Source organism: Psychrobacter urativorans (assembly GCF_904846675.1).
GTDB lineage: Bacteria > Pseudomonadota > Gammaproteobacteria > Pseudomonadales > Moraxellaceae > Psychrobacter > Psychrobacter urativorans_B.
In genome coordinates this window covers 64,326-79,945 of the sequence record NZ_CAJHBT010000009.1, presented here as the reverse complement: position 1 = coordinate 79,945, position 15,620 = coordinate 64,326, and the positions used below count along the sequence as shown (strand labels likewise).

Genomic DNA, 15,620 nt, shown 5'->3' with positions numbered 1-15,620 from the left:
CCTAATCTTAAAACTCTCAGATTGAGCATGGCATCATTAGACCACTCTAACGATGCCATGCTCTAAAGCTTTTAACGTCACTCTATTGAATAAATAGTGAGTAACATTGAAGTAAGCTTCAATAGGTTCTAAAGTATGGATAATTTTTTCATTTCATCATCATAAGTTTGCAGACGGTAACGAAAATCTGCTGAGTCTCATGATATGCTTAAACGATAATTAATATAATCTTTCTTACAGAATATGTGATCTTAAAAATATGACAGTACTAAGCAATTAATGGATATTAATTCACTGAATCTTGACAGTCTGTTACAGTTTTTTGATGGTAGTAATTATTGACAAATCTTATCTAGTGAGTGATTTAATTAATATAATGCTTTGTTCGTAAAACGTTAATTAAGTAGTGCCTTTGAAAACCTAGTAACCCACTATACTAGTAAGCTACTACTTAAATATAGTTAAATGCTATCTTTCTTAGTAGCTATGTATTGGTTGTGTATCAAAAATACAGTAAAAGAGAATAACGCAATTTTTTATAAAAAACAAGCAGTAAATTAATTAGTAATTATTAATAATAGACGTAGCATTAGTGTATAAATTGGGTAACAATTGATATATTACAGTAACAATAACATATGGTTATAAAAAATTACTAACCATCGGTACGATATTTATGATTAAGTTGTTTAATAGTCTAAACCTACTGCTCACGCGTATGACCAACTGCTTATCGTAAAGTGACTTTATGTAGAATGACTTTATAATATTAAAAGAAATGCCGCTTTTATTTATTTATCCGTCCCTCTTATTTATTTACTCTAATTAAATAGAATGATTTATTCTATTTCTTATTCTAACCCTTTTTATTTGTGTGCAGCGCTCGCTTATTTCAAGTCTTGAACACAATTTCCTGGATACAACATAAGGCTTCTTAATTGGCAAACACTCTATTTACATCCACCTGACTATATATGAAATGTCATGCCGTATGGTTTAACAAGTCTCATAAATTAGAAGCCTAGATTAATTGATTCTATGAGTATGAATAGACATTAGCAAACCAAACCCAGCCATCAGAGTCACAACTGCAGTACCTCCATAGCTTATAAAGGGCAGCGGAACCCCAACGACTGGTAAAATGCCACTCACCATACCCACGTTGACAAATACGTAAACGAAAAACGACATTGTAATCGCCCCAGCTAGTAGGCGGCTATAAATATCTGGTTGGGCAAACGCGATATACAACGAGCGAATCAGTAAGCAAGCATAGATAAGTAGCAACAGTATCACGCCAAGTAGACCGAATTCTTCAGAGAAAGCAGCAATGATAAAGTCAGTATGACCTTCAGGTAAAAAGTGTAGATGTGATTGTGTGCCATCCAAATAGCCTTTACCAGTCAAGCCACCAGCGCCAATGGCAGTTTGGGATTGAATAATATTCCAGCCCGCACCTTGGGCATCAATTTCAGGATTAAATAGCGTCAATATCCGCATGCGCTGATATTCGTGTAATAAGAAGTACCATGCAAAGGTTCCAACAGGAACCATTAACGCTATAGCACCTGTAATCATCCACCACGATAACCCTGCCAAAAAAAGTACAAACAGGCCGCTGGCTGCCACTAATAGAGAGGTGCCAAGGTCAGGCTCTTTTGCAATCAGTACTACGGGCACTATGATAAGACTTAAAGTCACCGCGACACTGAACAGCGACGGCGGTAAATCGCGCTTGGACAAAAACCATGCGCACATCATCGGCATGCCAAGTTTCATAAACTCTGACGGCTGTACACTCCCAAATCCGGGCAAGTTAATCCAGCGTTGGGCTCCCATCCGTACCTCGCCGATGATATCAACCAGTACCAACAGCATCAATCCTAGAACATAAAATACAGGCGTAAAAGTACGATAGAGGCTTGGCGGTATTTGCGCTATTATGAACATCACCACCAATGCGACTCCATAACTGACCAATTGGCGGATAATCATATCGCTATCTTGAGCCGATGCACTATATAAAATCGTTAGGCCAATACAACAAATGGTCAGCAGCAATACGGTCAACCACGGATCAATATGAATGCGCTGCCATAGCGTTGGTTCATGATGGTGACCGAAATGGTGACTTTGGCGTGAAAAGCGATACTGGGGGTTAGAAGACATAGGCTAAAAGTGGCTTTAAAGGAATAGATTATAAAGGAGAGCAGCAGATTATAAAGAAAGAACAGATAAAAACTAGACGAAAAATAATGCTAAGGTAAGCTTTATCGATCTTTTATACATTGACCTAGTAATTAATTGAAATAAAGTAACATGCTAGTAATAAAGTAACGTGATTATAAAAAATTATGAGGATAAGTGTAAATAATAAACCTTCTATGCCTCAAAATAGGCGATAGTTTAGCCTGCTTATCCGAAATTTGATAGTATCGTTAAAATGTTCTTAGTAGTGACTGCCAGAAATGACAAAAGTAAATGACCGTGTGCATATGCATATTGATAAGTCTATCTTGACTTCCTTGGTGGCTACTGCTGTCAAACCTATTACCGTCAGACCTATCATCATCAAACCTATCATCATCAAACCTATAGTGGCGCTCTTCATTCTCAGTATGAGTAGTGTTAGCGTTCATGCGGCTATTTTAAGTCAGAGTAGTGAGCGACGTATTCAAGTTCGGCAGGACAGCAGCAGTGTTTATATTAATCGTGCCCCGATAGTAAATAAAAGTACTAGCAACGCTAACGTCAGAGGAGATAAGCTGACTAGCGATAGCATGCAGGGACTTATTCAACAAAAGCAGCGCGAATTTGAATTCGATGCCAAGCTGTCTATAGAAGAAAGCAAACGTGTCAATGTCAATAAACGCCCGTCCGTCTATAATGATACTTATAATACCGTCTACAGCACAGGCAATAATGACTATAGTAGTGTGGCCAGTATGGACTTTAATAGCTGGCTAAACAGCGATCGCTACCGCGCCCAACAGATTGCAAACTATCAGCGCTATTTAAGTACTCAAGTTGGGGCGCAAAATGTTCCCCCAATGCAACAACTACTCACCACCGCCCGTAGTTGGGAGAAATGTGGTTATGAACCCTATCAGCTGCCCCCGCAAGAGCTATGGTCCAATATTGTGCCTACTTTACGACTTTATAGTAACCTAAAAAACCAAGGTGTCTTGCCAGCAAGTACGGAGATTCGTTCAGTATATCGCAGTCCAGGGCTGAACGATTGCGCAGGCGGTGCCAATAGTAGCAAACACATGACCGCTGGTGCGATAGATATTTGGGTACCTGAATATGACGATAACCAATGGCGTCTCAGTAATATGCAAGATGGCCTTTGTCAGTTTTGGCAATATCAAGGTGAGACTTATGGCTTTGGGCTGGGGTTATATTCAACTGGCGCGATTCACTTAGATACCCAAGGCTATCGCAAATGGGGGTTTAATAATGCCAGCAGTAGCTCGCCATGCCGTTATTAACCAAGTACTTCAGACCGAGCATCTCAATTAAAATCCATCAATACAAACTGTATAACAGTAATCTGAGTAGAATAAAATCTATCAAATACAGATAAATATTGGCTAAAAATACAAGTTTAAAAACTGACAGACGGTTAAAAATCCGGATGAATAGATACATAGTTAATCAAAAAGTCTCAAATCTATGGAGAGTTATGCTTTAATGGTCACAAATTATTGTTCATTGCTATAGCTGACGCTCGTTGCTTCTTTTCTTATTTTGAAAGATTTAATATGGAAAAGAGCCGTCGAGTGAACTTAAGTGAGATTTATGAAAAATTTGTGGTCCGTATTAACGAAAACACATAATTTTCATCTAGGTAAATACATAATGGTGCCATTAAAGATGATGCATCTACTTCTATTGATTGGTGCGGTGTCAGCGCTATTGATTATCAATGCATGCAGTCGAAAAGAGTCTGCAGCTGACCAAGAAGTGGACTTACCCTACCCAGAAAAATAAACATATATGGCTGAGACTGAAGCCAATATTAAAAACTCTTATGCACGACTAGCAGCCAAGCGTGCAGATATCTGTCCAAAGATGTTACAAAAGGACGTCGATACAAATACTATTGAACGCATTGCAGAAGTTATGGTTGATGAGCATTGTGATTATTTCTTATATCCGCGTACAGGTCAGCAGATTGCTATTACGGTTAATAACAGTCAAATTGAGGCGCTATTAATTGTTCCTGCTGTGCATGACTTTGCTGATGGTGCCTATCAGGTTGCCTCTTATGACAAGCATGTGATTCGCCTGTCTTATTATGGGGCAGCCCATAAGCCTGAACGCCTACGCTATGATGTAGCAATTAGCCTCATCGACTAAACTATTAACCTTCAAATATCTTACCTGAACTGACTAATGGCATCCTTTTTAAGGCTTGGCTGTTTTGCTATCCCATGGATTGTCCTGTCCAACAGTCACAATCAAAAACTTATCCGGCTGTAGGGTGTCACGCATGGTTTGATTAACTGATGCGAGCTCTACTTTTTCAATACGGCTCATATAATCGGTCAGATAATCATCCGGTAACTGATAAAAATTCATCATGCCCAGCAAACCGTTAATGCCAGCATTACTGGCAAAGCCCATCGGAAAGCTATTCTTTAAGTTATCCGTCGTCAATTGCATCTCAGCACTAGTGATACCATTGTCCAAAGTATCATCTATTACTGCCACGCTAGCATCAATCGCCGAACGTGCTTTATCATTGCGGGTAGCAAAACCAATTTGATAAGGGCCACGCGCTAGCATCGGATTCATAGAGCCAGATATACCGTAAGTATAGCCAAGGTTTTGCCGAATTTCGGTCATCAGCCGCGCATTGAAATCACCGCCTGCCAATACATCATTGCCGACTGCAAAGTTGGTTTGCTGTTGCTGGGCTTTGGGGTCAGTGGCGCGTTTCTCGCCCAGTTGTCCCATTAGTACGGTGGTTTGGGTGCTGGGGAAGGGGATATGAATATGCTGAGCTTTGGTCAGCGCTTTGGGTTCAGGTAGGACCGCCGCCGCTTTACCGGTTGCTAAGTCAGCAGTAAGATCTTCGGCCAGTTTTTTGGCTTGAGTAAGGGTTAAGTTACCAGTCATAGCTAGTGATGCATTGGCGGCAACTAAGTAGCGCTTTTGGAAGTTTGTTAAGTCCTTTTTCTGAATACTAGGGACGGTCTCAAGAGTGCCAGAAGAGGGGTGGGCGTAAGGGTGTGTGCCATATAATGCTTTGCTAAAAGCCAGGCTGGCAAGACTACCAGGGTCTTGTTTTTGCTGCTGTAATCCCACTAATAACCGTGCTTTGTTACGGGCTAAAATTTGGGTGTCAAAGCTTGACTCGGTAAGCATTTGAGTCATTAAATCAATAGCTGATAATAGGTGTTCGTCATCAGATAAACTACGCAGTGAGACGATAAACATGTCTTTATAAGCACTGCTATTTAAATTAACACCCAAAGTTTCGATTGCCCGTGTAAAGTCATCTTCATCCAAGCGTTTGGTGCCTTGGGTGAGCATAGTAGCGGTCATATTAGCAATGCCAAAACCATCCGCACGTATATCACCATCGTGGGCACTGCCAGCATTAAAACGTAGGTCAATATCGACAATAGGCAAAGCCTCAGCACGCACAAAAGAGACTGGCACACCAGACTTGGTTCGGAAATGTTGAATTTTCGGTACGGTCACTTGTAGAGGTTTGACGTTATCAAGGCTGCGCAGTTTTGATAGCGCCACGATAGGTGCATTGGCATCGATGTCGGCTGTGGACGCACGATTTTCCGTCATATCCGCATCAGCGTAAGCAGGAACAATCGATGCTGTTAATCCTGTGGCTAATCCAATAGCCATACTTACGCTTAGATACAATAGCCGTGTCGATTTAGGCTTTATAGATTGAGCTAACTCTACTATGCTGGCTGCAGAGTATGTAGAGGTTCTTGTTAAATGAGATATAGAAGTCTTATGTGTCATGATTGTCTTCTTAATAAAGGGCTTCTTAATAAAGAGCTTTTTGATAAAAGGTTCACAAAAAATTGCTGAGTGCCAAATAGGTGAAGTGTTTAACTAAAGCTCATTTTTTACTTATTTGTCTTCGGGGCTTTAGCTTTACTCGTTTTGTCTGCGGGCGGTACCACATACATTACCGTCAGGTTGTCTTTGACCAGATATTTTTTACTAGCGGCTTTAATATCAGCGACAGTCACGCTATCAAGTTTGGCAGGTAAAGTCGCAAGTAGCCTATCATCAAGACCGATAGATTGTAGCGAGCCAATCATTTGCGCTTGTCCCTCCATACTGTCTTGGGCATAGATTAGACCAGTGACAGTATTGGTCTTGGCACGACTGATTTCATCACCGGCAATCGGGTCAGTGGCAAGTTTATTAATTTCAGTGATGATAGCTTGTTGCGCTTGCTCTAAGCTCACGCCTTCACGGGGGGTCGCTTGGATCAAGAACAGCCCATCACCTCTATCTAATAAATCATAAGAGGTGCCGACGGTGGTCAATAAACCTTGTTCACGAATGAGTCTTTTCTCTAAGCGTGCAGATAGGCCACCATCTAATACGTCTTGTGCTAAAGATAAAGCATAAGCTTGTTTTTCATCGTTATTTGGAGAAGTCAGTAGGCCAGGCACGTTATAACCCATCAATAATACCGGCACTTGTACCGCCTGCTCGGAGCTGACTTGTTGATAGCCCCGGAATCCTTGTTGAAGGACGGCAGGGCGTGTAGGTAGTTTGCTAGTTGGTAATTCGTCAAAGTAGCGTTTCACTTGTGCTAATACCTCTTGCGGCTCAACGTCGCCGACAATGACCAAGGTGGCATTATTAGGGGCATACCAAGTGTTATACCAGTCTTTTAATTCTGGCAGGGTAATAGACTCAAGCTCGCTCATAGGTCCAATGACGGATTCACCTTTAGGACTATCAGGCAAGGCCAGTAAGCGAAACGACTCGTAAGCTTTTGCAAGCGGGTTGTCATCAGTACGCTGGCGGCGCTCCTCCATGACCACTTGATGCTCTTTGGCAAATTCTTTGGCATCAAAACGTAAATTTTTCATACGGTCGGCTTCAAGCTCTAGCGCTAATGGCAACCGATTTGCCGGAAACAGCTCGTAGTAGCCGGTATAGTCGTAGCTGGTAAAGGCATTATTAACGCCGCCAAATTTAGCAATCAAGCGCTCAAAATCATCGCTTGACACGTCAGCTGTGCCTTTAAACATCATGTGCTCAAGTAAATGTGAGATACCACCTTTATCGAGCGGTTCATCCGCCGACCCGACCCGATACCAGATTTGAGTCATCACCACTGGTGCGCGGTGGTCTTCTTTAACGATAATCTTTAGACCATTGTCCAACTGATATTCATGGCGACCCGACAAATCTATCGCTAGTGCTGATGGTTTGTTGGCTGAACCTGATGTTTTTGACACTGTTTCGACTGAAGTCGTGTTAGGTTGCGCATTTTGCTGAAAGTTACTGGTTTGGCAAGCGCTGATGGTGGTGGCAACTGCTAAAGCGCAAGCAACATGCAGCATTATAGATGATGACATAGGATTTTCTACTTATAAAAATGACGACTAAATACAGTAATTTCAAATATAAAAAGCTGTTGAGTATAACAAGCAGCTAAATATAGCAATGGGCAACGTTATATAGAATTTTTTATATCAGAAATTAAAATGGCGGTGGGTTCAAGCGCTTGCAGAGTGTTACAACCTACCGCTGAAAAAGACAAAGCCGCGATAATGAGCGTGAAGGTTATCTTAGTCGCTTTTTCATGCCTGACTTTTTTATGCGTAGCTTTCTTATGCTTAGTGTTCTCATAAGTGGCATTGCTTGATTGGTGATTAAACTTCAATAAATGCTGAGGTTCTAAGAAACGTGATTGCATTGAGGACAACATAATAGACCCTACTTATATAAAATAATTATTGAATGTACTGGCATTAAATCTTGCCATAAAAGCTAAAGAAGGTCATAAAGACTTATGTGTGCCAACCATGACACTAGCAGTCGGTTTAAACTCGTGAGTGGTACTACAGCCTGTAGACGATATGGCCATTGTCGCCACCAACAGAGCCAAGCTTATGCTGGCAAGTTTTTTATTACAAGTAAATATCGATAACATAAGTTTTCCCAATAAAAGACTGCTAGACGATGTTCAAATAATTTGAATAAGAAATGTTTGAATAAGAATAGGCGAAGTTTAGCATGTTCAAGGTCATATATTTGTGTCCAAACCTTAAGATAAGCTTTCTTACGCTCTTTCTTATCAGCTTTCATATGAACTTTAGGAAGGATTGTCATGCCTATCTATCAGGTAACTGAGCGGCCGCCAAATTATGCTAAACTAGGCTAAAAATGAGTGCCAATACCGATATCGCTAATTATGCGACTATAGGCTGATATAAATGGCACCATACACATTTTACTGACAGTGCTAACTTTTAGGCGAACTTATGAATAATCCAAATAATAGCAATCGCGTGGTCATTAATTTAGATGGCGGCCTTGATGATTTAGATGACGATGATATTACCTTACCCAGCATGCCAGCGCAATCGGTGTCCATTATCGACGAGCCTGAGCCAAAATCGGACTCTAAGCCCGAAACTGAAACGTCTCACCAAGAAAAAGCCCAAGAGAATAAAGAGGGCATTACAGCCAATAAAGAGGTATCCAGCGCTAATGCCGCAGAAAGTATAGCTTTAGGTTCACCGATTGTATCACCAGAAGTCAAAAATGAGACTGAAAGCACACCGCCTAATGCCAGTGAATCAAAGAACCAGCCACAACATCAATCACAGCAACAGACAAGTAATGAGTCTGCGCAGACGACTATACCAAAAATGCCTTTGCAGGCGCAGCTAGGCGATAGTCCAAGCGTGAGCCCTAAAAGCCAAGCTGCCGAGCCATCTATACTAGTAGAAGAAGAGCAGCCAGAACAACAAGAACCTGAAGGTGAGGCGCAAGGTCGTCAAAAAGGCAGCTGGTTTAACCGTATGAAAACGGGGTTAACGAAGTCGCGTAAGAATCTAGCAGAAGGCATGGTCAGTATTCTGATTGGTGGTAAAGAGATTGATGATGAACTGTTGGAGGAAGTTGAGGACCAGTTGTTGGTCGCGGATATTGGCGTTAATGCAACCAATCGTATTATTAAGAGCTTAACTGAGCAGACTACCCGCGGCGACTTAATTTACGCCCATTCATTATATAAAGCCCTGCAAACTGAGCTGGTCGACATTTTAACACCAAAAGTTGCACCACTTGTCATTGATACCAGTAAAAAACCTTTCGTTATTTTAGTAGTTGGGGTCAATGGTGTGGGCAAAACTACGACTATTGGCAAACTTGCCAAGCGCTTGCAGGGTGAAGGTAAGTCGGTGATGCTTGCTGCCGGTGATACATTCCGCGCTGCTGCCACCGAACAGCTGCAAATTTGGGGCGAGCGTAATGATATTCCGGTCATCGCTCAAGGTCATGGCTCAGACAGTGCTTCGGTTATCTTCGATGCGATGCAGTCTGCCAAAGCCAAAAATATTGATGTTCTAATAGCCGATACAGCTGGGCGTTTGCAAAATAAAACCCATCTGATGGCGGAGCTAGAAAAAGTGGTACGTGTCATGCATAAAGCTGATCCCACTGCGCCGCATGAAGGCATGATTGTGCTCGATGCGGGCACAGGTCAAAATGCCATTAACCAAGTTGAGCTATTTAATAAGGTCGTACCGTTAACGGGTATCACCATTACTAAATTAGACGGCACGGCTAAAGGCGGTGTAGTATTTAATATTGCAGAAACCACCGATGTGCCTATTCGTTATATCGGCGTTGGTGAGTCGATTGATGATCTGCGTGCCTTTAGTCCGAAGCAATTCGTCGCGGCATTGTTTGAGACTGATGATAAGTAAAATTTTAATTGAGGCAGTATTATGATTGTGACCAGTGTAGCGTTATCGGATAGTGCTCAACTCAATTCATCATTTACTAATATCTCAATTTTACTGGCTAGCCATACGATAGCTGGTACACCAAAGCTTATTTGCTGTACGTGGTTACAAGCTAATGAGAGCTGGCAGGACAGTATAAAATTGAGCGCTTTAGTGAAACGCTATAATCTTAATAGTTTTAAGGTTCAATTTATAACAGCGGATCAGTTGGATGATAGCGATTCTGAACAGCAGTTACTGTTAGCAGCAGTTGCTCAATTACAGCAATACTTACGAGGAAAGCGTCAAAATTTTGATTTACCACTTGATACCTCTTTAGGTACGCCATTTCAGCAAAAAGTTTGGCAAGCTTTACTAGGTATCAATCATGGTGAGACTATCAGCTATAAAACACTAGCAGAGCGCGTTAATAGTCCAAAAGGCTATCGTGCAGTAGCCAATGCCAATGGAAAAAACCCATTGAGTATTATAATTCCCTGTCATCGGGTGATTGCCAGTGATGGTAAGCTGGGCGGTTATACCGGCGGGTTAAATAAGAAAGAGTGTTTACTAGCGCTTGAAGGTGTTGAATGTAAATCGTGAGGTTGAACAGCTCAACTTTAAGGAACCCAATAAAAAAGCCAAACACCAAATTGCATTTGGCTTTTTTATTAGGTAATAGGTTTTTATTGAGATTTAGCTTATAAGTTTTTCTTATAAATCATCAGAGTATAAAACTCAGTTATTGCTCAAGCTCTGCCATGACTGAATCTGAGAAATTTACATTACTATAAACTTCTTGCACATCATCTATGTCCTCTAACATATCAATCATTTTCATGACTTTTTCGGCATCATCTATGTTATCAATCTCAGCCGTGGTTGCCGGCGCCATAGTCACTTCAGCATTGTTAGAGACCAATCCGGCCGCATTGAGCGCATCTTTAACGTGCCCAAAGCTGTCCACTTCAGTAATGACTAACAGGGTCTCACCATCGTTTTCGATATCTAGCGCACCAGCATCTAACGCCGCGAGCATCACTTCATCCTCTAAGCTGATATCGTTAAAGCTAATTTCACCGCGCTTAGTAAAAAGATAAGCGACTGAGCCTGAGGTACCAAGATTGCCCTCGTGCTTGGTAAAAGCATGACGGACCTCACTCACGGTTCGGTTGAGGTTGTCAGTCATGGTTTCGACTAATACTGCTACACCGCCAACTCCATAGCCTTCGTAGCTAACTTCTTCCATATTATCATTATCACCGCCGCCAGTACCGCGAGCAACCGCACGATTGATCGTGTCTCTAGTCATATTAACGGACAGTGCTTTTTCGATAACGGCACGAAGACGCGGATTTTTATCGGGATCGGCATCACCTTGCTTGGCAGCTGAGACAATTTCACGGATAATCTTGGTAAATACTTTACCTCTTACCGCATCCTGACGGGCTTTGCGATGTTTGATATTTGCCCACTTCGAATGACCTGCCATATTATGTCCTTAGGTTTTTTACTATTTATCACACTAATAAAACAGCTGTTAATAACAGTCGTTTATAGTGATTTTTATGCCTTTTATTTTGCGATTGGCATGCTTGTTCACCGTCATAAGCTTACGCGTAAATTAATTATTTGTATGTCGTTAAGAACGGTTTTTTGCTACACTATGACAACCTGAGTGTCGTCATGATTGCCATAAGTGCATAATATTATAAACCACTTCTGTGCAATTTGACTAATCGTCACTGACTCATACCACTTTAAAACAACCAATCCTATGAAATTATCGACTTTACGAACCTACTGAGTCTATGAAGCAACTGACTGCTGAAACCATTACCCACCTCCGCAAGCGCATTCATATCATTATTGAAGGCACAGATACCCGTTTGGGTAAGCTTTTTGATGTGACATTATTGATTGCGATCTTGACCAGTGTAGGCGTAGTGATGCTCGATAGTGTGTTATACATGCGTTTGCAGTATGGCACGCTGTTTTTTTATGCCGAATGGTTTTTTACCATTTTATTTACTATTGAATATGTTTTAAGACTGTTTTCAGCGCCTAACCGCTTGCGTTATATTTTTAGCTTCTTTGGGGTGGTGGATTTATTATCTGTATTACCCAGTTATTTAAGCTTGATGTTTGTAGGCGTACAATATCTATTGGTTGTTCGCATTTTGCGAATATTACGCGTGTTTCGGGTACTTGGGCTTAAAGCTTACATGCAGCAAGCGGGATTTTTGGCCTCTGCCCTTAGAACTAGCCAGCAAAAAATTATTGTGTTTTTCTTATCTTTGGTACTGTTAGTCACTATCTTTGGCGCAGTTATCTATGTGGTTGAAGGGGCAGAAAATGGATTCACTAGCATACCGGTGTCTATTTATTGGGCGGTTGTGACTGTAACCACAACTGGCTATGGCGATATGTCACCTAAAACCCCGATTGGACAAGCGATTGCGTCTATGGTGATGATAGCTGGTTACTCCATTATTGCTGTACCGACGGGTATTTTTACTGCTGAGCTGGCGCGTAATATGCGTCCACAACTCAATCCCATTGCTTGTCCGAATTGTGGTAAGTTTGGCCATGCAGTGGGTGCAACCTTCTGCGATCGCTGCGGCCATGCGCTGCATGTATAAGGGCTACTAGTAGGAATACTTCTCTAAATTATTATAGATATAACTGTCTATTAAATTGAGCGTTTGTTAATTGAAGCTCTCGTTAACTCAGGCATTTATTGATTTAAGTATTCAGCGACTAACGGTGATAAATCAATCTCCACACCTAAATTAACTAAGTTCCAGTACTGTCCTGAAACGGTTCGGTCAAGCATCATGGTGGTCGCTGAGGGCTGAAATTGACCAAAGTATTTAAGCGAGGTGCGCATCTGAGCAATGGCTTCATGGTGCACTTGACTGGTGGCAAAATCAAATGCGCCTTCTTGATAAGGCGGAATAGATAAAGGTTTGAGACCAATAGCCAGCCATTTTTGATAAAACTCACCTGGAATATCAGTATTGTCATCACGGCGTACATCTAGGGCAATTAGGTCTTGCTCGAGTGCGGTTACATCCCCCTTAATAGCGTGCTGGGCAAAGCGGCGAAACAGCTGTACTTCACTATCACTATAGCTACGAACGCCGCCAAAGTCATAGGCGATCACGCTACCGTCAGGAAGAAAGGCAAAGTTGCCTGGATGTGGGTCACAGTGCATTCGATATAATCCGAACAGCTGACCGGCGCTAAAATGAAATAACTGTTTGGCAATTTTTTGTTTAATATCATTATCCCACGTTGCCGCGACAGTTAGGGTCTCGCCCATCTCTTCAGTCAAGCTCAAAACGCGCTTGGATGAGTGACTACTGATGACTCTTGGGATGATGAGACCGTCATCTCTAGAATGAAACGCGCCGAATACCCGCAAGTTCTGTGCCTCTTTTGTATAATCAAGCTCGTCATGTAGGCTTTGGCGAATCTCATTGAATAGCTGGTCTTGTAACGTGCGGCTCATATTGAGCACACCTGCTATTTTTAGTGCCATGCGCACCTGTTTTAAATCGCTATCGCAGTTCTCATCGACATCTGGATATTGGACTTTAACCACTACCTTTTGTCCAGAGGGCAGGGTAGCTTTGTGAACTTGACCAATAGAGGCGGCAGCAAAAGGCATCTCTTCAAACTCGGTAAATAGCTCATTAATAGGGGCTTTTAGCTCGCGCTCAACTTGGGTGCGTATCTGCGAATAAGGCATCGGCGGCGCGTCTTTTTGTAGTTTTTCTAACGCCGTTGCCACTTCAGGTGGAAAGACATCTTTATACTGTGAGGCAATTTGACCCACTTTCATTACCGCGCCTTTCATCTCACCTAATGTCTCGGCAATTTGGATGCCGACGTCTTGCATCATCTCCGAGCGCGCTTGCAGACGTTTTTCTTCGTCACTAGAGAGGTGCTTTAATGAATTCTTTGCCGCCTTGCCTGCAATACTTGCAGTCATACCAGCCAACTTCATAAAGCGTTTTCCGGACGATTTTGCCATTCATATCACCGTATATTATTGATAATGTATTGAGTTGTTGATGTATTAATGATTGCTATTATTGGTTCAAAACTGCTCTTGTCATTTATTCTTAATAAAGTATTTATATTTTAATCAAGCCTTACCTATTTAACCAGTATGCTTAAGTTACTAAAGTTATCAGGCCTTTTGAATTAATAGGATACTGGCTTTCAGTTTTTTAAATGCCATTTATATAAGTTTTAGTCATGCAATGCTTAGTTAGTTTTTAATTGCTTGAATTTCAATTATCTAATATTATTTGATAGGTATTAACCAGCCAATAATCCAGCGCTATCTGATAACCTAGATGTCCCAAACCACAAATGACTCCAACGGCCACATCGCTCAAATAAGAAAGATGCCGAAATGACTCACGCGTATGAACATTAGACAAATGCACTTCGATAAATGGCTTTTGAGTAGCAAGTAGCGCATCACGCAGCGCTACGGATGTATGGGTAAAGGCAGCAGGATTAATAATAATGGCATCAACTTGTTCACTAGCGTCCGCTAATAAGCCATAATGCTGAATATCATCAATCAGTTTGCCCTCATGGTTGGACTGAATGCAAATAAGCTCAATATCATGCTCAGCTGCTCGGGCTGTTAACCGTGCCTCAATATCAGCAAGGGTAGTGTGACCATAAATTTCAGGCTCACGCTTACCAAGTAGATTAAGATTCACCCCATTTACGAGTAGCAATTTGCGAGTAAGAGACGGGTCTATATTAGGCAATACTGACGGCTTTTGTGATAAGGGTTGAGAAGATGCGCTCATAGTTTTCTCTGTAATTATAAAGAATATAAGTATTTTTTAAAATTGCATTATTAAAAGAGACTTATATTCTTTATATGGAGTCATTGTCATTAGATTGTTAGTAATAGGCTCATAAAAAATGTTATTTTCCGAGTTTGATTTAATAATGCCTATGATATTCATTTAACTACCACCTTTATGATAACAGTTTGCCTGCCGTTTTATAAAAAAATTACAGAAAGTGCCATATTGTCGTTAAAAATCGTGTCAAAAGCCTTTATGTTACCAAAAACCCGTGCTATGATATTTTTTAAGCGATTCATATTGCAAGCTTGTTACTGATATGCTTGCAAGTAGCTTTTATTTAAATAACTGGTATTTAAGTCACTCTAGTATAAGTAATCGTTAGATACGTAATTTTTATTTATATAATGGGTCTTAAATTCTGATTTCATGACTTTACTTAGACTCCGTTTATATGCAATGTTGCAAAGGAATTTGGGGCTAAGCACATTTTTTAGGAAATACTATTATGTCAGCTCGTGAACAAGGTATCGTTAAATGGTTTAATGACTCAAAAGGTTTTGGTTTCATTCAACGTGACAGCGGCGAAGATATTTTTGTCCATTTTCGTGCCATTCAAGGTGATGGCTATCGCTCATTGCAAGATGGTGAAAAAGTAGAGTTTAGCGTTACTGAAGGTGAAAAAGGTCTTCAAGCTGAAGAAGTCAGAAAAGTAGAAGAGTAAGTCATTCAGTCATTATTGCTGTTTAGCGTTAATGACTGGGCAAACTACTGATATACTATTGAGTCAAGCCTGTCTTATCTTACCGATATTGATATT

General features: G+C 41.1%; 13 protein-coding genes. 6 read left to right on the top strand and 7 right to left on the bottom strand.

Going from position 1 to position 15,620, the window contains the following annotated elements; all coding sequences use genetic code 11:
• Positions 1-1,026: 1,026 nt before the first annotated feature.
• Entirely contained in the window at positions 1,027-2,169 is a 1,143-nt protein-coding gene (rodA, locus tag JMY06_RS06155) for a rod shape-determining protein RodA (RefSeq protein WP_201617192.1), read from the bottom strand.
• 299 nt (positions 2,170-2,468) lie between these two features.
• Between rodA and JMY06_RS06150 the strand changes: the two genes are divergently transcribed.
• Positions 2,469-3,491, top strand: coding sequence for a D-Ala-D-Ala carboxypeptidase family metallohydrolase (locus tag JMY06_RS06150; RefSeq protein ID WP_320157851.1), 1,023 nt, complete (start codon positions 2,469-2,471; stop codon positions 3,489-3,491).
• 508 nt (positions 3,492-3,999) lie between these two features.
• Positions 4,000-4,362 (top strand): hypothetical protein, encoded by a 363-nt coding sequence (locus JMY06_RS06145; RefSeq protein WP_201617190.1) that lies wholly within the window; start codon positions 4,000-4,002, stop codon positions 4,360-4,362.
• A gap of 48 nt (positions 4,363-4,410) precedes the next feature.
• Here JMY06_RS06145 and JMY06_RS06140 read toward each other — a convergent pair whose 3' ends face one another.
• The 3 genes from JMY06_RS06140 to JMY06_RS06130 all read right to left on the bottom strand — a co-directional run bounded on the left by JMY06_RS06140 (position 4,411) and on the right by JMY06_RS06130 (position 7,933).
• Positions 4,411-5,874, bottom strand: a complete 1,464-nt coding sequence (locus JMY06_RS06140; protein WP_201617188.1) for a M16 family metallopeptidase — start codon at positions 5,872-5,874, stop codon at positions 4,411-4,413.
• A gap of 230 nt (positions 5,875-6,104) precedes the next feature.
• Positions 6,105-7,580 (bottom strand): M16 family metallopeptidase, encoded by a 1,476-nt coding sequence (locus JMY06_RS06135; protein ID WP_201617186.1) that lies wholly within the window; start codon positions 7,578-7,580, stop codon positions 6,105-6,107.
• Between the two features lie 98 nt (positions 7,581-7,678).
• Entirely contained in the window at positions 7,679-7,933 is a 255-nt protein-coding gene (locus JMY06_RS06130) for a hypothetical protein (protein WP_201617184.1), read from the bottom strand.
• Between the two features lie 946 nt (positions 7,934-8,879).
• Here JMY06_RS06130 and ftsY point away from each other — a divergent pair.
• Both ftsY and JMY06_RS06120 read left to right on the top strand, forming a co-directional pair.
• A complete protein-coding gene (gene ftsY, locus JMY06_RS11815; RefSeq protein WP_413786894.1) occupies positions 8,880-9,941 on the top strand; it encodes a signal recognition particle-docking protein FtsY in 1,062 nt (353 codons plus the stop codon).
• A 21-nt stretch (positions 9,942-9,962) separates the two neighbouring features.
• A complete protein-coding gene (locus JMY06_RS06120) occupies positions 9,963-10,562 on the top strand; it encodes a methylated-DNA--[protein]-cysteine S-methyltransferase (protein WP_201617180.1) in 600 nt (199 codons plus the stop codon).
• A 139-nt stretch (positions 10,563-10,701) separates the two neighbouring features.
• Here JMY06_RS06120 and JMY06_RS06115 read toward each other — a convergent pair whose 3' ends face one another.
• Positions 10,702-11,451 carry a YebC/PmpR family DNA-binding transcriptional regulator gene (locus tag JMY06_RS06115; RefSeq protein WP_201617179.1) on the bottom strand — a complete coding sequence of 250 codons (750 nt, stop codon included), beginning with the start codon at positions 11,449-11,451 and terminating at the stop codon, positions 10,702-10,704.
• Positions 11,452-11,770: 319 nt separating this feature from the next.
• Here JMY06_RS06115 and JMY06_RS06110 point away from each other — a divergent pair, with 319 nt between their 5' ends.
• On the top strand, positions 11,771-12,601 hold the full coding sequence (locus JMY06_RS06110; protein ID WP_201525979.1) for an ion transporter: 831 nt from the start codon (positions 11,771-11,773) through the stop codon (positions 12,599-12,601).
• A gap of 95 nt (positions 12,602-12,696) precedes the next feature.
• Here the strand turns inward: JMY06_RS06110 and JMY06_RS06105 are convergent, their stop codons facing one another.
• The gene (locus JMY06_RS06105) at positions 12,697-13,998 is read right to left on the bottom strand and encodes an ABC1 kinase family protein (protein ID WP_201617177.1); all 1,302 of its coding nucleotides are present in this window, start codon (positions 13,996-13,998) and stop codon (positions 12,697-12,699) included.
• Positions 13,999-14,260: 262 nt separating this feature from the next.
• The gene (gene aroQ / locus JMY06_RS06100) at positions 14,261-14,797 is read right to left on the bottom strand and encodes a type II 3-dehydroquinate dehydratase (protein ID WP_201617175.1); all 537 of its coding nucleotides are present in this window, start codon (positions 14,795-14,797) and stop codon (positions 14,261-14,263) included.
• A gap of 511 nt (positions 14,798-15,308) precedes the next feature.
• Between aroQ and JMY06_RS06095 the strand changes: the two genes are divergently transcribed.
• Positions 15,309-15,524, top strand: a complete 216-nt coding sequence (locus JMY06_RS06095; RefSeq protein WP_201525982.1) for a cold-shock protein — start codon at positions 15,309-15,311, stop codon at positions 15,522-15,524.
• The last annotated feature ends 96 nt before the right edge of the window (positions 15,525-15,620 follow it).

What these genes read in the sequence shown, in the direction of transcription:
- JMY06_RS06110 (WP_201525979.1), top strand. Translation starts at nt 11,771, where the DNA reads ATGAAGCAACTGACTGCTGAAACCATTACCCACCTCCGCAAGCGCATT.
- JMY06_RS06115 (WP_201617179.1), bottom strand. Translation starts at nt 11,451, where the DNA reads ATGGCAGGTCATTCGAAGTGGGCAAATATCAAACATCGCAAAGCCCGT.
- JMY06_RS06095 (WP_201525982.1), top strand. Translation starts at nt 15,309, where the DNA reads ATGTCAGCTCGTGAACAAGGTATCGTTAAATGGTTTAATGACTCAAAA.
- JMY06_RS06145 (WP_201617190.1), top strand. Translation starts at nt 4,000, where the DNA reads ATGGCTGAGACTGAAGCCAATATTAAAAACTCTTATGCACGACTAGCA.
- ftsY (WP_413786894.1), top strand. Translation starts at nt 8,880, where the DNA reads ATGCCTTTGCAGGCGCAGCTAGGCGATAGTCCAAGCGTGAGCCCTAAA.
- JMY06_RS06140 (WP_201617188.1), bottom strand. Translation starts at nt 5,874, where the DNA reads ATGGCTATTGGATTAGCCACAGGATTAACAGCATCGATTGTTCCTGCT.
- rodA (WP_201617192.1), bottom strand. Translation starts at nt 2,169, where the DNA reads ATGTCTTCTAACCCCCAGTATCGCTTTTCACGCCAAAGTCACCATTTC.
- JMY06_RS06150 (WP_320157851.1), top strand. Translation starts at nt 2,469, where the DNA reads ATGACAAAAGTAAATGACCGTGTGCATATGCATATTGATAAGTCTATC.
- JMY06_RS06105 (WP_201617177.1), bottom strand. Translation starts at nt 13,998, where the DNA reads ATGGCAAAATCGTCCGGAAAACGCTTTATGAAGTTGGCTGGTATGACT.
- JMY06_RS06130 (WP_201617184.1), bottom strand. Translation starts at nt 7,933, where the DNA reads ATGTTGTCCTCAATGCAATCACGTTTCTTAGAACCTCAGCATTTATTG.
- JMY06_RS06120 (WP_201617180.1), top strand. Translation starts at nt 9,963, where the DNA reads ATGATTGTGACCAGTGTAGCGTTATCGGATAGTGCTCAACTCAATTCA.
- JMY06_RS06135 (WP_201617186.1), bottom strand. Translation starts at nt 7,580, where the DNA reads ATGTCATCATCTATAATGCTGCATGTTGCTTGCGCTTTAGCAGTTGCC.
- aroQ (WP_201617175.1), bottom strand. Translation starts at nt 14,797, where the DNA reads ATGAGCGCATCTTCTCAACCCTTATCACAAAAGCCGTCAGTATTGCCT.